Source organism: Saprospiraceae bacterium, assembly GCA_016717265.1.
Lineage (GTDB): Bacteria > Bacteroidota > Bacteroidia > Chitinophagales > Saprospiraceae > Vicinibacter.
The window spans coordinates 3,057,175-3,076,361 of record JADKFX010000001.1; the positions used below are offsets into that span (position 1 = coordinate 3,057,175).

The 19,187-nt window shown below is 32.5% G+C and carries 20 protein-coding genes; 16 read left to right on the forward strand and 4 right to left on the reverse strand.

Annotated features, from left to right (window positions below; translation table 11 throughout):
• Positions 1-60: 60 nt before the first annotated feature.
• Complete coding sequence (locus IPO86_11945) at positions 61-1,347, forward strand: serine hydroxymethyltransferase (protein MBK9728817.1); 1,287 nt, start codon at positions 61-63, stop codon at positions 1,345-1,347.
• Here the strand turns inward: IPO86_11945 and truA are convergent.
• Together truA and IPO86_11955 are read right to left on the reverse strand one after the other, a co-directional pair.
• Positions 1,342-2,100, reverse strand: a complete 759-nt coding sequence (truA, locus tag IPO86_11950; protein ID MBK9728818.1) for a tRNA pseudouridine(38-40) synthase TruA — start codon at positions 2,098-2,100, stop codon at positions 1,342-1,344. The genes IPO86_11945 and truA overlap by 6 nt on opposite strands.
• A 126-nt stretch (positions 2,101-2,226) precedes the next feature.
• Positions 2,227-2,583, reverse strand: coding sequence for a DoxX family protein (locus IPO86_11955; GenBank protein ID MBK9728819.1), 357 nt, complete (start codon positions 2,581-2,583; stop codon positions 2,227-2,229).
• A gap of 839 nt (positions 2,584-3,422) precedes the next feature.
• Between IPO86_11955 and IPO86_11960 the strand changes: the two genes are divergently transcribed.
• From IPO86_11960 to IPO86_12020, 13 genes are all read left to right on the forward strand, one after another.
• Positions 3,423-4,748 carry an amino acid permease gene (locus IPO86_11960; protein ID MBK9728820.1) on the forward strand — a complete coding sequence of 442 codons (1,326 nt, stop codon included), beginning with the start codon at positions 3,423-3,425 and terminating at the stop codon, positions 4,746-4,748.
• A gap of 99 nt (positions 4,749-4,847) precedes the next feature.
• Complete coding sequence (locus IPO86_11965) at positions 4,848-5,726, forward strand: hypothetical protein (protein ID MBK9728821.1); 879 nt, start codon at positions 4,848-4,850, stop codon at positions 5,724-5,726.
• A gap of 33 nt (positions 5,727-5,759) precedes the next feature.
• On the forward strand, positions 5,760-6,326 hold the full coding sequence (locus IPO86_11970) for a DUF1572 family protein (protein ID MBK9728822.1): 567 nt from the start codon (positions 5,760-5,762) through the stop codon (positions 6,324-6,326).
• Positions 6,327-6,342: 16 nt separating this feature from the next.
• Positions 6,343-6,897, forward strand: coding sequence for a dihydrofolate reductase (locus IPO86_11975; GenBank protein ID MBK9728823.1), 555 nt, complete (start codon positions 6,343-6,345; stop codon positions 6,895-6,897).
• Positions 6,898-6,936: 39 nt separating this feature from the next.
• Entirely contained in the window at positions 6,937-8,370 is a 1,434-nt protein-coding gene (locus IPO86_11980) for a linear amide C-N hydrolase (GenBank protein ID MBK9728824.1), read from the forward strand.
• An 84-nt stretch (positions 8,371-8,454) separates the two neighbouring features.
• Positions 8,455-8,904: a GNAT family N-acetyltransferase gene (locus IPO86_11985; GenBank protein MBK9728825.1), complete on the forward strand. Its 450-nt coding sequence runs from the start codon at positions 8,455-8,457 to the stop codon at positions 8,902-8,904.
• 44 nt (positions 8,905-8,948) lie between these two features.
• Positions 8,949-9,839 (forward strand): 4,5-DOPA dioxygenase extradiol, encoded by an 891-nt coding sequence (ygiD, locus tag IPO86_11990; protein MBK9728826.1) that lies wholly within the window; start codon positions 8,949-8,951, stop codon positions 9,837-9,839.
• 228 nt (positions 9,840-10,067) lie between these two features.
• Positions 10,068-11,039 carry a YitT family protein gene (locus IPO86_11995; protein MBK9728827.1) on the forward strand — a complete coding sequence of 324 codons (972 nt, stop codon included), beginning with the start codon at positions 10,068-10,070 and terminating at the stop codon, positions 11,037-11,039.
• A 99-nt stretch (positions 11,040-11,138) separates the two neighbouring features.
• Entirely contained in the window at positions 11,139-11,771 is a 633-nt protein-coding gene (locus IPO86_12000; protein ID MBK9728828.1) for a DUF2238 domain-containing protein, read from the forward strand.
• A 119-nt stretch (positions 11,772-11,890) separates the two neighbouring features.
• On the forward strand, positions 11,891-13,093 hold the full coding sequence (locus IPO86_12005; GenBank protein ID MBK9728829.1) for a T9SS type A sorting domain-containing protein: 1,203 nt from the start codon (positions 11,891-11,893) through the stop codon (positions 13,091-13,093).
• A gap of 31 nt (positions 13,094-13,124) precedes the next feature.
• Positions 13,125-13,556 carry a DUF1761 domain-containing protein gene (locus IPO86_12010; GenBank protein ID MBK9728830.1) on the forward strand — a complete coding sequence of 144 codons (432 nt, stop codon included), beginning with the start codon at positions 13,125-13,127 and terminating at the stop codon, positions 13,554-13,556.
• 217 nt (positions 13,557-13,773) lie between these two features.
• Entirely contained in the window at positions 13,774-14,976 is a 1,203-nt protein-coding gene (locus tag IPO86_12015) for a DUF1624 domain-containing protein (protein MBK9728831.1), read from the forward strand.
• Between the two features lie 84 nt (positions 14,977-15,060).
• Complete coding sequence (locus IPO86_12020; protein ID MBK9728832.1) at positions 15,061-16,035, forward strand: PD40 domain-containing protein; 975 nt, start codon at positions 15,061-15,063, stop codon at positions 16,033-16,035.
• Positions 16,036-16,064: 29 nt separating this feature from the next.
• Here the strand turns inward: IPO86_12020 and IPO86_12025 are convergent, their stop codons facing one another.
• Together IPO86_12025 and IPO86_12030 are read right to left on the reverse strand one after the other, a co-directional pair.
• Positions 16,065-16,532, reverse strand: coding sequence for an SRPBCC family protein (locus IPO86_12025; protein ID MBK9728833.1), 468 nt, complete (start codon positions 16,530-16,532; stop codon positions 16,065-16,067).
• A gap of 4 nt (positions 16,533-16,536) precedes the next feature.
• A complete protein-coding gene (locus IPO86_12030) occupies positions 16,537-17,235 on the reverse strand; it encodes an SDR family oxidoreductase (protein MBK9728834.1) in 699 nt (232 codons plus the stop codon).
• A 279-nt stretch (positions 17,236-17,514) separates the two neighbouring features.
• Here IPO86_12030 and IPO86_12035 point away from each other — a divergent pair, with 279 nt between their 5' ends.
• Together IPO86_12035 and IPO86_12040 are read left to right on the forward strand one after the other, a co-directional pair.
• Positions 17,515-17,763, forward strand: coding sequence for a hypothetical protein (locus tag IPO86_12035; GenBank protein MBK9728835.1), 249 nt, complete (start codon positions 17,515-17,517; stop codon positions 17,761-17,763).
• A 65-nt stretch (positions 17,764-17,828) separates the two neighbouring features.
• Complete coding sequence (locus tag IPO86_12040) at positions 17,829-18,977, forward strand: T9SS type A sorting domain-containing protein (protein MBK9728836.1); 1,149 nt, start codon at positions 17,829-17,831, stop codon at positions 18,975-18,977.
• Positions 18,978-19,187: the final 210 nt, after the last annotated feature.

Here is a 19,187-nt window from a genome sequence, read left to right on the forward strand (position 1 = left end):
AAATTTCTGAATGGTTTGTTTATATTTGTCAATTCTTTTTAAAAACATTCAGTAGGTATCATGATTAACGATTCCCTTGTCAATCAATTATTATTTAAAGAGTTAAACCGACAACGCAGAGGTATTGAACTCATAGCTTCAGAAAATTTTGCTAGCCTTGATGTAATTCGCACGATGGGCAGCTGGCTAAACAACAAATACGCAGAAGGATACCCAGGGAAACGGTATTATGGTGGCTGTGAAGTGATTGATGAAATTGAAAATCTTGCAATTGATTCTTTGTGCTCCTTGTTTGGCGCAGAATATGCCAATGTTCAACCCCATTCCGGTGCACAAGCGAATATGGCGGTTCAATTAAGTTTGTTGAAACCTGGAGACACCATCATGGGTCTTAATTTAGCTCATGGTGGGCATCTTACCCATGGGTCTCCTGTAAATTTTAGTGGTAAATATTTTAAAGTTGTATCCTATGGTGTAAATATTGAAACCGGAAGAATTGATATGGAATCAGTGTATCAGAAAGCTATAGAAAACAAACCAAAATTAATCATCTGTGGTGCTTCTGCATATTCCAGGGATTGGGATTATTCCATGTTTCGAAAAATCGCTGACGAAAGTGGTTCAATCTTAATGGCGGATATAGCCCATCCTGCAGGTTTAATTGCAGCAGGCCATTTAAATAATCCACTACCCTACTGTCATATTATTACATCTACTACTCATAAGACTTTAAGAGGTCCACGCGGAGGAATTATTATGATGGGTAAAGATTTTGATAACCCAATTCATAAACAAGATAAAAAAGGGAATCTTTTACCGATGTCACAACTTTTAAATAGTGCTGTATTTCCAGGCATACAAGGCGGTCCATTAGAACATGTAATTGCAGCCAAAGCAGTTGCATTCAGAGAGGCTGCATCAGATTCTTATAAAAGTTACACAAAGCAGGTAATTCAAAATGCATCTGCGTTTTCCACTGCCATGGAAGAGCGTGGATTTAAGATTATTTCCGGAGGTACCGACAATCATTTATTTCTAGTGGATGTACGTTCTAAAAATATTACAGGTAAGGAAGCTGAACAATTATTAATTCAAGCTGACATTACGACTAATAAAAACATGATTCCAAATGATCCAGCACCACCAATGACTACATCTGGTATTCGTTTAGGAACTGCTGCTTTAACATCTCGCGGATTTAAGGAAGCTGATTTTATCCAAGCGGCTGATTGGATTAATTATTTGGTTGAAAACAGGACTGATATAAGCAAAATTAAAGACACTAAATCTAATATAAATGAATACATGAAGCATTTCCCATTATATCCAGAAATTCAGTCTTTATAATTGCTTTAGTTTGTTCTTAGGATATTGTATTTCTACCAAGCTAAGGCCCTCAGCTGAAATACTCCATGATTTTGTTATTTGACGATACGCTTTTAGATCATTCTCTATTTGATCCATCGTAATTTTATTTAGCGTAAAATTAATTGACATACCGACAATCAAACGCACCATACCTCTTACAAATCGATTCGCTGCTATATGGTATTCAAAATGATTTTCATCAATTTGAATCCATTGACTTTCATAAATTTTACAATAAAAATTTTCAAGTTCATTGCCCGTTTTGACAAAAGATCTGAAATCTTCTATTTGCAAAATCAATTTAGCTGCTTGGTTTAATAAATCAATTGAAAGAAAATTTGTTTCTCTTAAATAATAACTATAAAAAGGAGCGAATGGATCTTTATTAAGATGAATTCGATATATATATTTTCTTAAAATTGCATCAAAACGAGCATGAAAATCATCTGCTACTTGCGTTATAGAAAGAATTGCGATATCCTTTGGAAGCATTGCGTTCATGGATTTAAGAAAAAGCTGATTTACACAACTTTCAGGAACATCAAAATGAGCAAAATATTGAGATGCATGAACCCCTGAATCAGTCCTGCCACAACCAACAATTTCGACTACCTGTTGCAATAATAAAGATAACTTCTCCTGAAGTACACCTTGTACAGTCGTTCCTTCAGATTGCACTTGCCAACCGAAATAGGAAGTTCCTCTATATGATAACTCAAGTAAAAATCGCAAATTAAACAAATTTGTTGTGCCCCAAATCTAATTCAATTTCTATAAAAATAGCTGCAAACATAGTTGACTATAACAAGCAAAAAAAAAGGCCGGAGTCTCCGGCCTCTGTATAAAATCATTAAATATTTAGCCAATAATGCTATTATCCTTAGAATAGCTTCCGGCATACATTAAGGCACCACCGGCAATAGCCAAATCTTTCAACATGGAACCCATATCACCTGCCATAGCAGCAGTGCGGTGAATCAAAACAATAAATAAAATCATTAAAATTGCTAATAATACTGCCGCAAGTTTGTCATACTTCCCTAAAAATACACTCACTGCAAAGAGAACTAAACAAGCACCAACAAAATACACTACTGCTGCACCGCCAAATGGAGCCATTCCAGCCATTCCGTCAGCATGCATAAAATGCAAAACACCAAATACTGCAATCGGCAGTGCGAAGAGATACTTTCCAAGCCCGATAAATGAATTCATAATTCGTTAAGTTTTGAAGGTTAAAAAATAATATCGTTGCAATATATTGAAATTATTTGATATGTGGAACCAATAATACCTAACATTCAACTAAACTATAACCTATTTCACAAATTTATAGTGTAAAACCTAGGCCTAGACAAAATTAAGATATGTTTTGACTTCATTCAAATCTCCCAAATTAAATTTATCTTGATATTTTACGCTCCGTTCATCCAGCCTATAATCAAATTCAATTGGATTCAAATTTTCACTATTTTTTACAGAAAAAGGATTCATTAAAATTTAGTTCCCAATTAAAAAAAGATATAAAAAATTTATAAGCTTGGCTAAAAGTACTCCTGTTGAAATGAATACTATGAAACCTAATTACTCAATTTAATTCACAATAACAGAATCTTTTTAAATGATTCCGCATCAATCTATCTGAGTCTTTTTTTACTTTGAACAGCATAGTCACACTCGTCATGTTCTATAAAAGAATAAAATATTCTAGCTCTGAATTTTCAAAACTAAAAGCACGTCAATTCTCGTCTTTTTAATTATATGTTTAAGAGTACAAGCATTGTTGACATATTCTAATGCCTATATAAATGGAAGTTGATCCTTCCCACAGAAAAATATACTTTTGGGAATTTTACCAATTTATGCTAATTTATAAAGCCTTGTTTAAGTATCTAAACTAAAATTAAAAAGAATCACCATTTTCATAAAATTTTAGCGTGATCTATCCTTTGAATATTGTAACAATTACATCTTCAATTATATTGAATTATTTTCAAGTTGGATGCTAATTTTAAAATTGTATCTTGCCTGCATATTCTAAAACTAAACTTAAGATGCATACTATAATTCAGCAAAAGAATAAGTTGGGTTTATGGACAAGCACTTCATTAGTGGTTGGAAACATGATAGGCTCCGGGGTATTTTTAATGCCGGCTGCACTTGCTAGTTTTGGTAGTATAAGTTTGATTGGTTGGGTTTTTTCAACAATTGGTGCTTTCTTTCTCGCAAAAGTATTTAGCAATTTAAGTAAGTTGCTCCCAATAGCTGATGGTGGTCCCTATGCTTATTCTCAAAAAGGATTTGGAGATTTTGTTGGATTCCTAGTAGCCTGGGGTTATTGGATATCCATTTGGTGCGCTAATGCTGCGATCAGTGTATCTTTTGTGAGTGCTTTAAGCACCTTTTTTCCGGCTCTTGCATATAATTCATACCTGGCAATCGGTACTGGATTATCTGCAATTTGGTTTTTAAGCTGGATTAATACGAAAGGTATTGTCCACTCCGGAAAATTGCAATTAATAACCACAATTTTAAAAATATTGCCTTTAATTTTTATTGGAATTTTTGGTTTATTTTATATAAATCTGGATAATTTTATACCTTATAATGCTACTGGAAAATCTGATTTTGCAGCCATATCATCAGCTGCTACGCTAAGCTTCTTTGCATTTTTAGGTTTAGAATGTGCAACGATCCCCTCAAGCAATGTTTCGAATCCAGAAAAAACAATTTCTAAAGCAACCATGCTAGGCACTTTGTTGACAAGTGTAATTTACATCCTAAGTAGTTTCAGTATTCTTGGAATGATTCCAGCTAGTGAATTGACACATTCTGTTACGCCTTTTGCAGATGCAGCAGCAATTCTTTGGGGAGATCAAGCTCGATATTGGGTAAGTGCTGGTGTCGCCATTGCTGCCTTTGGTGCTTTAAATGGTTGGATTTTAATTCAAGGCCAAATACCTTTTGCTGTTGCAAAAGATAAATTATTTCCTCCTCTATTTTCCAAATTAAATAGTAATGGTGTTCCTGCTCTTGGAATTATAATTTCCAGCCTTTTAGTTTCTATATTAATGGTAATGAATTATTCAAAAGCATTAGTTGAACAGTATAAGTTTTTAATTTTACTTTCTACTTTAACAGTTTTAGTTCCATATCTTTTTTCATCGGCAGCATATATTATTCTTAAATTCGGAAAAAAAAGCATGGACTCCCAATCAAGTTGGATGCAATCGATTATGATAGCTTCCTTTGCTTTTCTCTTTTCTTTGTGGGCAATCGCTGGCTCCGGTCAAGAAACTGTATATTGGGGCTTTATATTATTAATGTCTGGCATTCCGTTTTATGTACTTATTAAATTCTTGAAAAAGAAAACAGACTAAATGTTCTCTATGTTTTATCAAACAACAGTTCATTTTTATAAAACAAACCGATGCTTTGTTAACTAGTATTAAATGTTAACTATACAACAAAATATTTCCATGAAACTAACTTGTCATTCCGAATTTGGAATATTAAAATCAGTGGTAATCAAACGTGCAAATCAAGCTTTTATTGATGATATTCATCTAGATACACATTGGAATGAACTAAATTATTTTAGTAAACCAAATTTTGAACTGGCAAACCTAGAATACGAACAATTTGAGAAGGCATTAAAAAAAATGGGGGCTACAATAATGTATCTACCGAAAAATAATGCTGTAAATATGGATTCAATTTATTGCCGGGATGCAGCAATCGCCACCGACCATGGAATGATACTATGCAACATGGGTAAAGCTGCCAGAAAAAACGAACCCTTTGCATTGAAACAATTATTTAATGAGCAAAATATAGCAGTCTTAGGGCAGATTCTTTCTCCAGGTAGCTTGGAAGGGGGTGACGTTGCCTGGTTGGATCAAACAACGCTAGCTGTTGGTCAGTCTTATAGAACGAATGAAGAAGGAATCAATCAACTAGAATCACTCTTGAAACCCATTGGAGTCGAAGTTATTAGAGTACCGCTCCCCCATTACAAAGGTCCAGATGATGTTTTCCATTTAATGTCGATTTTTAGTCCGATTGATAAGGATTTGGCCGTTGTATATTCACCCTTGTTGCCCATCCGTTTTCGAATGTATTTACAACAAAATGGATATCAATTAATTGAGGTTCCGACGGAAGAATTTGATCTTATGGGTTGTAATGTTTTAGCCATTGCGCCACGCAATTGTTTAATGGTTGAAGGCCATCCAAAAGTGAAAAAATTATTAGAAAATGAAGGTTGTATAGTAAGTTTGTACAAAGGTGAAGAAATAAGTGTAAAAGGAGGAGGCGGACCAACCTGTTTAACCAGGCCAATATATAGGGCTTTGTAATTTTTTAGTTCATTAAAGAATCATTCAGTATTTATGGAAAAAGACTACTTGGAAAGTGCAGTAAAACAATTTGAATATTATAAAATGCTTGGAGAGAAAACATTTAACCAAGTTCCAGATGAATTTTTATTTTGGCAGCCTAATGAAGAAAGCAATAGCATTGCAATAATTGTCAAACACTTATGGGGTAATATGTGCTCCAGGTGGACAGATTTTTTAACAACGGATGGAGAAAAAGAATGGAGACAGCGGGATGCTGAATTTTATAACGATATCCACTCAAGACAAGAATTAATAGATAAATGGAATGAAGGGTGGAGCTGCTTATTTACGGCCATAAAAGCATTAAATCAAAAAGATCTAGAAAAGACCGTTTATATTAGAAATATGGGACATTCGGTAATGGAAGCAATCAATAGACAATTGGCTCATTATCCATATCATATTGGACAAATAATTTATATCGGAAAAATGGTTTGCAATCAAAATTGGAAATCTCTTTCGATTCCAAAAGGATGTTCTCTTGAATATAATGCAGCAAAATTTGCCCAACCTCAACATAAGGAACATTTTACTCAAGAATTTCTAAAGCCTGAATAAAATAATTAAAAATAAAATGAATGACACCTCTTCTGTGAACAGGAATGTGATTTTATATATTGCAAGCAGTCTTGATGGCTACATTGCCACATCAGAAGGCGATTTAAGTTTTCTGTCTTCAGTTCAGGATGAAAATGAGGACTATGGTTATTCAGCTTTTATTAAAACTATCGATACTGTGATCATGGGAAGGAAAACTTATGATTGGGTAATGAATCATGCTCAGGAATTTCCTCACTTAGAAAAAACAGTTTACATAATAACCCGAACCGCAAGACCAGCTAAAGGAAATATACAATTTTATACCGGCGAATTGAAACACTTAATACATGAATTAAAATCAAATCCTGGTAAAAATATATTCATTGATGGAGGAGCAGAAATTGTAAATATACTTTTAAAGGATGGACTTATTGATGAACTTATAATCTCCGTAATACCTACCCTCCTTGGAGATGGAATTAAATTATTTAAAACTGGCTGTCCGCAGCAAATATTAAAACTTAAAAAAATAGAACGGTATCCAACTGAATTAATTCAACTTCATTATATCGTTAAACGGACAAGCTGATACTATACATTCAATTTCATTAAAATAAACTGAACTATTTTGAAATCTAATACGATCCTCACAACATTCATCCTACTGCTATCCACAGTGTGTATGGCTTGTTCAGCATTAGTCCTTAAAAAGGATCAACAAATTTTCATGGGTAAGAATTTTGATTGGACATTTGGTGATGGTTACCTCATTAAGAATATCAGAGGTGTCCAAAAACAAGCTTTTATTACATATACCGGAATTCCAACAAAATGGATTTCCAAATATGGGAGTATTACGTTTAACCAAAATGGAAAAGAAATGCCCTATGGTGGCATGAATGAAAAAGGATTAACAATTGAAATGCTTTGGTTAGAATTTACAAATTATGGCGACTCCTCTGGAAAAAACTATTTAAACGAATTAGAATGGATACAATATCAATTAGATAATTATGAATCCATAAATGAAGTTCTTGAAAATCTCAATAAACTTCAAATCAGACCAATTAAAGGAAAGATTCACTATATCCTGGCCGATTCAAGTGGAAACTCAGTAGTCATTGATTTTATAAACAACAAGCCGATCGTTACAAATAAAATGGCGCATGAATGCCAGGCAATCACAAATTACCCAGCAACCACATCACAATTAAACTATAATAAGCAAATTGGAAAATTAAAAGGTACTAACTCCAGTCATTTACATAGATATAATGTACTACAACGAGAACTAGAGGCAATACAATTTAAAAACATCCCAATTACAGTGGAAGCGGTTTTTGAATCCTTAGAGAATGTTAAAATTTCGAAAGGAAAATTCAAAACATATTGGAGTATAGCATATGACATAAAACAAAAACTGATTTACTTCAAAACAGAATCTTGTGATAAAGTCAAACAAATGGATATAAAACTATTCAATTTTGAACATGAAATAACAGCTTGTCTCATAAATACTAAAGAAAAAGGTTCATTAAATACTAAATTTAAACCTTATGATGTCCCTGCGAATACAGACTTACTTAAAATTAGCCTTTTAGGACTTGGACTAAATCTATTGGAGCCTGTGGAGCTTAGTCAACATCAATTTTATTTTAATTCAAATCAAGATAACTCCTATGTTCGCAACTATACCACCTTAGTATTATTATTTAAAACAATAGATTCAAGTTTAGCTTATATTAATTTTGCAATTATAGCTAGTGAAGAAAACTTTTTAAATCAAATACCAATTGCAGGAGGAGCAAATGGATACAATATTGATTCAAATGAATATACCTGGCTGCTTTATGGAGTTCAAAAAGGCCCATATTGTGTAGCGGTGGTTCAAGACAAAAATAGAAATCGAAAAATAGATTTAAATGAAATGGGGGTTGCAATAGAGAAATATGCATTCAGCAAAAACTGTAGATTAGGAGATGGAAAATATCCAAAATTTATGGATTGCTCCGTTCCTTGTGCAACTGAAAAAACAGAATTCGAATTAATTTTATCTTATTAAAAATTATTTGTATAATAACTATCATTGAAATAAATTATTGAGCTTAATAAATTAATAGTTATAAACGAAATATAAATTAACCATATGACACAAATCCGAAAAGCTTTATTAACAGATCTGGAACCACTCGTTAAATTATTTGATGCATATCGGGTTTTTTACAAGAAGGAATCAGATACAGAAGGCGCACAAAGATTTCTTGCTGACCGCTTCATAAATGGGGAGTCTATAATTTTTATTGCAGAAACAATTACCAATGAAATTGTTGGATTCGTACAATTATATCCCTTATTTTCATCTACCCGAATGAAAAGACTTTGGTTATTAAATGATTTATATGTGGATCCAGTGTTTCGGAATAAAAAAATATCGATAGCACTCATTGACGCTTGCAAAAAACATTGTTTAGATTCCGATGGTTGTGGCGTGATTCTGGAAACCGCTAAGTCCAATATTATTGGAAATCAACTATATCCTAAAGTTAAATTTACATTAGATCAAGAGCATAATTATTATAGCTGGGAAGTCGAATAGCATATGCCCTTAAAATCCAATTTTTATATTCATTAGAATGCAATATGGACAGAAAACTATTTTTGAAAAGCCTAAGCATTATACCTGTAGCTGCTGTTTTTATGAAACTAAATGAACTTTATAAAGTAACTGAAACCTTCTCTCCAACACAGAGAATGCCTGTATTATTCTTGGGTCATGGCAGTCCAATGAATGCCATTGAAGAGAATGAATTCGTAAAAGGCTTTAGAGCGCTTGGAAAAACATTGCCAAAGCCAAAAGCAATACTTTGTATATCAGCACATTGGGAAACGAATGGAACATTTGTTACTGCAATGGCAAAACCAAAAACCATTCATGATTTTGGCGGATTTCCCCAAGCTTTGTTTGATGTACAATATCCTGCACCTGGAAGTCCCTCATTAGCAAATGAAACAAAATTATTAATTCAAAAAACAACAGTAGGACTAGATGAAAACTGGGGTTTAGATCATGGTTGCTGGAGCGTTATTAAGCATTTATATCCCAATGCAGATATCCCTGTCATTCAAATGAGCCTTGATTACTATAAGGCAGCTCCATATCACTATGAATTAGCGAAGGAGTTATCGGCACTCAGAAATAAAGGGGTACTTATAGTAGGTAGCGGGAATATGGTACATAATTTAGGGCTCGTTGCCTGGGATAAACTCAATTCAAGCAATTATGCATTCGATTGGGCGACGGAAGCGAGTGAAAAACTAAAAAAATTTATTCTAGAAGGTGACCATAAATCTTTAATTGACTATAAATCTCAAGGGAAGGCAATGAATCTTGCAATTCCTAGTCCGGATCATTTTTTACCATTACTCTATAGCTTAGCATTGCAAAGCAAAAACGATACATTAAGTCTTTTTAATGATAAAGCGGTTGGAGGATCTTTGACAATGACTTCCTTGAAAATTGAGGCTAGCTAACCATAAATTACGAATTCACAATACTAAAATTCTTCCAATATTTTATAGAGCTGAATGCTAAATAACCAAACCTTCATGCAATTTTATTGCTTATAAAAAATGAGATTTTTTTCAAGAATTCAATTTATCAAATAATTCATTATTTGGAGTAATCCATTATAAAATAATTCATTTGAATAGAATTCCATATCTTAGTCCATAGTAGCAAAATCGAATACAAGATCAATTATGAAATCATTTTGGAAGAAAATATTATTTCAAACAACCTTAAAGTCAAATGAGGAAAAAGCAAAATTCATAACATCTGATTATAAATTAGCAAAAGCTTTACGCGAACTTAAAATTAATACGTTTCGAAATATAAAGGATAGTATTTTAATAACTATAGGAATCTTTTCTGCTGCCTTTGGATTTAAAGGTTTTTTACTTACGAATAAATTCATAGATGGTGGAGCCACGGGAATTTCGCTATTGATATCTAACTTGACTACAATTCCATTATATGCTGTATTAATCCTTATAAATGTTCCATTTATTATTCTAGGCTATCATATTATTGGTAAATCATTTGCTGTTAAAACTGCATTAGCCATCTCTGGTTTAGCTTTTGTCGTGGCTACGATTAATTTTCCAGATATAACAAAAGATAATCTATTGGTGGCCTTATTTGGTGGTTTTTTTCTTGGTGCTGGTATCGGTTTTTCAATTCGCGGCGGGGCTGTAATCGACGGAACTGAAGTACTTGCAATCTATTTAAGTCGTAAACTAGGTGCGACTATTGGTGATATAATTATAATAATTAATATTTTAATTTTTTCTGCCGCAGCATATTATTTATCTATTGAAATTGCTTTATATTCCATGGTCACATACCTTGCAGCATCTAAAACATTAGATTTTGTAATTGAAGGCATTGAAGAATATACGGGTGTTACGATTGTTTCAACCCATAGTGATGAGATCCATTTTATGATTATGAATAAACTAGGTCGAGGAGTTACAGTCTACAATGGGAAACGAGGATTTGGCAAAAAAGGTGAAACCAAAAATACGGATATCGTTTATACTGTGGTTACCCGATTGGAATTAAATAGGCTTAACAATGAAATTGAAATAATTGACCCAAATGCTTTCGTAGTAATGAGCAGTATAAAAGACACCAAAGGTGGAATGATAAAAAAAAGGCCTTTGAGTCATTAATCAGAAATTCAAAAAATTTATACAAAATCCTGCGTTAAATTTAAATTCTTATAAATAAAATATTAAACAATAATTTTCAATATTGAGACGTAAAAATTTATGAAAAGATATACCGTATTAATTATACTTTTTTGTATTGGCTTCATCGTATCCGGTATCAAGCCATTGGATTATTTTACCTGGAAGCTAGAAGTACTACCTGCTATTCTTGGATTCATTGTCCTCCTTTATACCTACAAATCTTTTCGATTTTCCAATGTTACATATTATACTATTCTCATCCATTGTTATATTCTATTTATTGGTGGGCATTATACCTATGCTGAAGTGCCCTTTTTTAACTGGATCCAGGATGCCTTTCACCACACAAGAAACAACTATGATAAAGTCGGCCATTTTGCACAAGGCTTTGTCCCTACTTTAATTTCAAGAGAATTGTTTATTCGAAAAAAAATAGTTCAAGATAAATTATGGCTACCAATTTTAACCATTTGCATTAGTCTCAGTGTAAGTGCTTTGTATGAGCTTGGTGAATGGATGGTCGCTATTATTTCTAAACAAGATGCAGAAGCATTTCTAGGGACTCAAGGTTATGCTTGGGATACACAATCAGATATGTTTTATGCATTCCTGGGCTCTATTTCAATGCTTATTTTTGCTACATCTATTCAAAATAAATCGATTACCAATGTAGAATCCAAAAATGTCCATGTTACCACACCTTTGAGCTGAATTTTTAAATAAATAAATTCAGTCCATTGTATATTCCCGTACTTTCTGTATTTTCGCTTTTGATGAATAGTGGAAGCTTTAGCCAATTTAGGTTTTATTTTAATTTCTTGATATGTTTATTGTCTGCAACAATACTCTTTTCACAACAATGGAAAGATCTATATCATTTTATTCCATCCCAAACACTCAACAAAATTAAATTCTACGATAACCAATTTGGCATTACCGCAGGGAGTCTATATAATGGATCATTTGAAAACATACACCTAACTAAAGATGGCGGAAAAACCTGGAAGAATTCCAATTCAGGTTATACTTCTATGCGTTTCATGGATATCTTTATACAAGATACCAGTACACTCTTTATGAGTGGCAATAATGGCATCATTATACGCTCAACAGATGGAGGTAACAGCTGGAAAACTATGAATACCAAAACTACAGAACAACTCTGGGGTATTCATTTCATAGATGCGAATATTGGAATTTCAGTAGGCTCAAATGGAACCATCCTTAGAAGTATAAATGGAGGAACCGATTGGAGTCTTATCCAATCCGGAATCCAAAACTTATTTTATGATGTTTATTTTACGAAATCAGGAGTTGGTTTTGCTTCAGGCTCCAATGTCTTGTATAAAAGTATTGACTTCGGTGAAAATTGGTTTCCTATACTTGATTTTCCTTTTGAATCACCCGCAGATTGGATTCGCAGTATTAAAATGGTAAACGAAGATGTTGGATATGCCTGTGCCGATATCGGTAGAATCTATAAAACCATGGATGGAGGTGATCACTGGATCAGATTAAACTCAGGGACACAAGAAGCCTTATTTGACCTTGATTTTACAGATATAACAAATGGTATGGTATGTGGTTTTAACGGCACAATCTTAAGTACAAAGGATGGTGGTTTAAACTGGATTAAATTTGCTAGTCCTTTAGGTACAGAACACTTATATTCAATTGACATGACAGATCTAAATCATGGATTTATTTGCACACATACAGGTCATATTTTATATTTTGAAAATTCAACAACCCATGAACAAACATTCACCAAATCTGAAAATAATATAATTTATCCAAACCCATGTAAAAATTCAGTCCACTTAAAACTAGCTACTTTTTCAAAATTAAATATCCGTAAAATTGAATTGTGCAATCTGCTCGGTAATTGTATTTCTGTAATACCAGATTGGAGTGATAATTATCATGCAAGCATTGATTTAGAGGCTCATTTTAATGGCATATATTATTTACAGATTTCCACTGATAAAATAACACATAGTTTACCAATTTCAATAATAAAAAATTCAAACTAATTATTTTTTAAACAATAAAACAAAACGAATTATGGAAACTAAAACAAATTGGCTTGCAATTATTACCTGTGCAATCATTGGTATGGCAATGGGATTTTTATGGTATGGTGTGTTGTTCCAAAATCAATGGATGTCTGGTAATGGAATCACTATGGACGCAGCTGGTAAAATGTTTAAAAATGGTATAGACATGCCTGCTTCATCGATGCCTATGATTGTGAATGCGATTTCTTTACTTGTTTATGCTTATTTAATGAATTGGTTAGTTAACAAAACAGCCTCTTTTAATTTACAATCAGGTGCGACTTTAGGAGCCGTAATCGGTTTGATTCATTTATTCGGTATTTACACTGGAAATAGATTTGCAGGAAATCCAATAAGCCTTTCTATGGTTGATGGGTTTTATACCTTCCTATTATTTACAGTAATGGGTGCAATTTTAGGTGCCTGGAGACCAAAATAATGTATAAGCAATTATCTGGAAAAAAAATGTTGAAATGATTGCCCTTTTCAGTTCTGAATTGAAAAGGGCAATTTTTTAATAAATTTATTTGCGTCAAGTAGAATCAAAATAAAGTTCAATCCAGTTCTTTAAATTCAAAAAAAAACATTAAAACACGCCTTTAATTGAATTCAATTTCAAATAAAAAGGAATACCTAGCCGGTCAATCAGAATTTATATGAATGTATCCGAAAAAATATTACAAAATCGCATAGACTCCATCGATATTTTGCGTGGTATTGTAATGGTCATTATGGCCCTAGACCATGTCCGGGATTACTTTCACATTACAGCCAATACTGACGATCCTCTAAATCTTGAAACTACTACACTAGCACTTTTTTATACTAGATGGATAACCCATTTCTGCGCTCCAATTTTTGTATTCCTGTCTGGCTGCTCCATTTACCTTCAAAGCCTACGAAAAACAAAAATAGAGCTCAGTAAATTTCTTATATTCCGAGGACTATGGTTAGTATTTGCAGAATTCATTATTATTTCATTTGGCTGGACCTTTAATCCTAACTATAATTTTATTATTCTACAAGTAATATGGGCAATTGGTATAAGTATGATATTGCTCGGCATATTGATTCACCTACCTTATAAACTTCTTTTAGCTCTTGGTTTGCTTATTGTCATCGGCCATAATCTATTTGATATTGCCGAGTCAAATCCTGACTTTAAACCTGGATTTTGGTGGGACTTATTTCATTCTGGTCATTTTTCAGCTTATACCTATGCCAAAAATCATGCGGTATTTATTGTCTATCCATTTCCTGCATGGACCGGAATCATGATAACAGGTTACTGTGCTGGTAAACTATATACCCAAGCCCATTCTATTGAAAAAAGAATACGGGTATTTAATTATTTAGGGCTCACACTCATTGCAATATTCATTGTCCTTCGGTATACAAATATTTATGGCGATCCCATTCCATGGAATTTAAATAAAGATTTTATTTCAACATTTTTATCATTTGTCAATGTAAATAAATATCCTCCATCTTTCTTATTTATTTGTATGACAATAGGTCCAGCATTTTTTATATTATCGTATCTAGAAAATAAAAACAATCGGTTCACTAGAATTATATCAAATTACGGTCGTGTGCCATTTTTTTATTACATAGCGCACATTTATTGGATCCATTTAATAGCAGCCATTTTATTTTTTATAAATGGAAATAATTTAGAAAATATTAAAAACACAGGTCAAAATTTTCCCTTTTATTTTGTCATTCCAGGAGAAGGGTATCCTCTTATAGTAGTTTATTTAATTTGGATATTTGTTGTGTTAACTTTATATCCTCTATGTAAATGGTATGATTTATATAAAAAAAGTCATAAAGAAAATAGATGGTTAAGCTATTTATAAGGAATAATTTAATCCTTTTAGAAAAATTAAAAACATTCAATTAAATACAGTATTCCTAATTCATTTGTCTTCCAAAATACAAATATGAAATACAGAATTCCAAATAAGTTTAAACTAACATTACTCCTAATTTTGAGTTTTGCAATAAGTCAAAGTCAGCAACAAATAGATAAAACACAAGCTTTTCTACCGGAGTTATTTTCAAAGTATCCAAATGTAAGAGATTTGGCAATTTCGGAAAAAGAAAATGAAATGTTTTTTACGATTCAAAGTTATCTTGGTGAACTATCTATAATCCTATATTCTAAAATTATTGATGGCAAATGGTCAAAGCCTCGAGTCGCTTCGTTTTCCGGACAATTCCAAGATCTTGAACCATTTTTATCACCAGATGGGTTGAAATTGTATTTTGCATCCAATAGACCAATTTCGGATACTGCACAGGAGTCAAAAGATTATGACATTTGGTATGTTGAAAGAAAAGACTTTAGAAGCAAATGGTCAATTCCAATAAATGTTGGTCCACCAGTAAACACAAAAGACAATGAATTTTATCCATCGGTATCAAGATTAAATAATCTCTACTTTACCTGCGATGGAGGAAATTCAAAGGGAAAAGATGATATTTTTGTGAGCAAGTTTATCAATGGTCAGTATCTGCAACCTATATCCATGAGTGATTCCATAAATACTGATGGATATGAATTTAATGGGTTTATTGCCGCAGACGAATCTTATTTAATTTATACTTGCTATAACAAAACCGGAGGATATGGAAGCGGTGACTTATATATTAGCTTTAATAAAGGAAACGAGCAATGGACTACTTCCAAAAACATCGGTAAAAAATTTAACTCCGCCCAAATGGATTATTGTCCCTTTGTGCATTCAAAATCAGGTAAACTATATTTTACAAGTAAAAGAACTTCTGTAAATACTAAATTTGTCAAACCACAAACTATTGAATCGCTTCTAACCGAAATGAATAAATACGAAAATGGGAAAAGTAGAATTTACCAAACAGATATAAGCAAATTAATTCATTCAAAATTTAATTGATTCCAGGATCCTGTTTATGACTACAAGATTTATATCAAAGATCCAAATTTTTTACGTATTGCTAACTCCCGATAATTAAATATTTCTAATAATTTTCTTCTAATAAAAATGAAATTTGCGATTGCTCCTATAAACCCATATGGGGGTTGATATGAAACAATATCTGTCATTAAAACACCGCCTTCAATTTCTTCAATATGATGTTCGTGATGCCACATAGAATAAGGTCCTATTCTTTGTTCATCTACAAAATAACAATTTTCTTTCACCTGTGTGATTTCTGTAACCCATAATAATTTCAATCCAAAAAATGGGCTAATCTTATAGCTAATGATCATTCCTGGATACATTACTGGAGTCTTCTGAATAGATGTGATTTGAAAATGCATATAATCAGGTGTTATTTCTTTTAAATTCACCGGGGATGCCATAAAATTCCAAACTTCATTTAGTTGAGAAGGAATTTTTTGTGTAAATTTAAATTGATAAAATGCCATTAGCTTAAGCTTTTAAAGTTGATAATCCACCATCAACATGAAAAATCTGACCTGTAATCCATGCAGATTTCTCACTTAATAGAAATTCAGCAATATTTGCTAAATCATATACAGAACCAATTTTCTTTAATGGGTGTCTTGCCGCATTTGTTTCCCTTTTATCAGGAGTATTAAGTAGTGAGCTTGCAAGTGGTGTATCGGTCAAAGAAGGTGCAATACAATTCACTCGAATTCCTGGTGCTAATTCTGCTGCAAGTGACTTAGCTAAACCTTCTACTGCTCCTTTTGAGCTAGCTACTTGAGTATGAAAATTAAATCCATTTTGAACAGCAATAGACGAAAATAATACGATTGATGCAGAGTTGGTATTCCTTAATTGCGGTAAAACACACTGAAGCACTTTCACTGCACCGACTAACTGCAATTCAAAATCAGCAACAAATTCTTTGGGGCTTATTCTAGAAAAAGGTTTCAAGTGTATGCTTCCAGGGCAATAAACAAAACCATCCAAGGTGTCCGGCAAATAATCAAACTGAAGCTTTTCATCTAATACATTACAAGCATGATATTCCAACAAAGGATCAACACTTTCTATCGTATGTTTATTGTATGTAGCAAAAACGCTGTGTCCTGAATGCGCAAGTTGCAAGGCTAATTGCCGACCAATTCCAGAAGAACCGCCAATAACCAAATAATTTAACATTAAAATAAAACATAAACTATGTCCTAAAGTTTGATTTAAATAAACATAAATTAAACAAATAATTTTCAGCAAAAAACCAGTTTAAATACACATTAATGTATAGACAGAATACTATAGGACTCCGTAAATCGGAATATAGGTTTATGGCAAGAAAAGCACCTTTAATCAATCATAATGGCACTTTGAATAGTCTAAAATAATTCGATAACTTGAATATGTCGAAATTGGCTAATTCATTATATTTGAATTTAATAATAGATTTTTGTTAAATTTACATCTATGGCAAAGCATGAAAAGCCGAAAAAAAAAATACTTGAATCCTGGCATTCGGATCCTAAAAACTGGAAATGGTCCTATTTCTATTATAACAAAAGTGACTCCAGGATTTTACTCCCAAAGCGAATAAATCAATTAGGATGGACTTTTAATTTTGCAAATCCGATTGCATATACTTTTATAATCATTTGTATTCTTCTGATTATTGCAATTATAATATACTCAAGTTTGAACACTTTGCCTAAAGAATAAGTATGTTTAACCAATTCGACAAAAGATTCGACTTATTAAACTCTAAACCAATTAAAAATTTCAACATGGTTTATCATCTAAAATTTCAAACGATCAGCGTCTTATTGCTTTTAATATTTTGTAAACAATCAGCTTCAGGTCAATGCTTTGTTTGTAAGAATGCACCGGAAGGAACTATTTGGTGTGATGATTTTGAAGATAATATTCCTTTGTCTCAAAAATATTTTGAATATAACAATAATTCAGGAGATTTTATTCGATTAGATAAAGTTGGAAGAGATCAAACTTATGGCATGCGTGTAAAATGGCAAAAGGGTGAAGTAAGTGCTGGATCACTTTCCAAATCCTTTGGTAAAACTCCGGACAGTTATATTGGAAAAAATGCAGCACGTCCAGGGGAACATTTTGATGAAATATATTGGAGAATGGATGTAATGTCACAAGATGGCTGGAAAGGTGGCGGTCCTGCAAAGCTTAGTAGGGCACTTTGTTTGGCTAACAGTAATTGGGCACAAGGTATGATGGCTCATTTATGGTCTGGAGGCACAAATGACCTTTATTTGGGAATGGATCCTGCAAGCGGTATTGGCTTGGATGGAAAATTAAAGTCGACTAAATATAATGACTTTAATAATTTGAGATGGTTGGGTTTCAAATCTGGAACTACTCCAATTTATAATACGATTAACTCAGGAATTTGGTTTTGCATAGTTGGACATGTAAAATTAAATAGCCCAGGCCAAAAAGATGGAATTTTTGAATTTTGGATCAATGATACATTGCAAGCGTCTTCAAAAAATTTGGATTGGCACAGCACCTGGAATCAAGATAGTACAAACATGCATATAAATGCCATTTTCTTTGAAAACTATTGGAATTCAGGTTCTCCTGTAGACCAAGAGCGTTATTTTGATAATCTAGTAATTAGCACTAAACCGATACCCTGCATTTGCAATACTACAAAAACAGAAGAAAAACAAAATAATACGCTACTTAAAATTTATCCAAATCCTGGACAAAACAAAATTAAATTAGATATTCCTGAAGTCCATTTGCCAACTAATGGAGTCGTATTTGATCAAAACAATAAAATAGTTTTGGAGTTAACAATCCAGACATCTAAAGAGCCTATTGAGTTAAATAACTTACACCCAGGAATCTATATTTTAAAAATTGCTAAGATGAAACCGATCAAATTAGTGATCCTTAAATAGCTTTCTAAATACTTTAAATTGATCTAATTTACAAAAAAATGGTCATTTTACCTCTAAAGAGCAATTTAAATTAAATATATTTAACTATATTTAAGCTAATTTTGTTATACCTAACATAAGCTCCTGATGAACCGTTGATGTAAATTGCTTATAACTGGATTTCTTAATCAAAATCCTATATTGAATTTACAAAAAATGAACTTTAGACTA

Excerpts from the sequence above, each read along its gene's own strand:
- IPO86_11945 (MBK9728817.1), top strand. The coding sequence starts at position 61 with ATGATTAACGATTCCCTTGTCAATCAATTATTATTTAAAGAGTTAAAC.
- IPO86_11955 (MBK9728819.1), bottom strand. The coding sequence starts at position 2,583 with ATGAATTCATTTATCGGGCTTGGAAAGTATCTCTTCGCACTGCCGATT.
- IPO86_11960 (MBK9728820.1), top strand. The coding sequence starts at position 3,423 with ATGCATACTATAATTCAGCAAAAGAATAAGTTGGGTTTATGGACAAGC.
- IPO86_11965 (MBK9728821.1), top strand. The coding sequence starts at position 4,848 with ATGAAACTAACTTGTCATTCCGAATTTGGAATATTAAAATCAGTGGTA.
- IPO86_11970 (MBK9728822.1), top strand. The coding sequence starts at position 5,760 with ATGGAAAAAGACTACTTGGAAAGTGCAGTAAAACAATTTGAATATTAT.
- IPO86_11975 (MBK9728823.1), top strand. The coding sequence starts at position 6,343 with ATGAATGACACCTCTTCTGTGAACAGGAATGTGATTTTATATATTGCA.
- IPO86_11985 (MBK9728825.1), top strand. The coding sequence starts at position 8,455 with ATGACACAAATCCGAAAAGCTTTATTAACAGATCTGGAACCACTCGTT.
- ygiD (MBK9728826.1), top strand. The coding sequence starts at position 8,949 with ATGGACAGAAAACTATTTTTGAAAAGCCTAAGCATTATACCTGTAGCT.
- IPO86_11995 (MBK9728827.1), top strand. The coding sequence starts at position 10,068 with ATGAAATCATTTTGGAAGAAAATATTATTTCAAACAACCTTAAAGTCA.
- IPO86_12000 (MBK9728828.1), top strand. The coding sequence starts at position 11,139 with ATGAAAAGATATACCGTATTAATTATACTTTTTTGTATTGGCTTCATC.
- IPO86_12010 (MBK9728830.1), top strand. The coding sequence starts at position 13,125 with ATGGAAACTAAAACAAATTGGCTTGCAATTATTACCTGTGCAATCATT.
- IPO86_12015 (MBK9728831.1), top strand. The coding sequence starts at position 13,774 with ATGAATGTATCCGAAAAAATATTACAAAATCGCATAGACTCCATCGAT.
- IPO86_12020 (MBK9728832.1), top strand. The coding sequence starts at position 15,061 with ATGAAATACAGAATTCCAAATAAGTTTAAACTAACATTACTCCTAATT.
- IPO86_12025 (MBK9728833.1), bottom strand. The coding sequence starts at position 16,532 with ATGGCATTTTATCAATTTAAATTTACACAAAAAATTCCTTCTCAACTA.
- IPO86_12030 (MBK9728834.1), bottom strand. The coding sequence starts at position 17,235 with ATGTTAAATTATTTGGTTATTGGCGGTTCTTCTGGAATTGGTCGGCAA.
- IPO86_12035 (MBK9728835.1), top strand. The coding sequence starts at position 17,515 with ATGGCAAAGCATGAAAAGCCGAAAAAAAAAATACTTGAATCCTGGCAT.
- IPO86_12040 (MBK9728836.1), top strand. The coding sequence starts at position 17,829 with ATGGTTTATCATCTAAAATTTCAAACGATCAGCGTCTTATTGCTTTTA.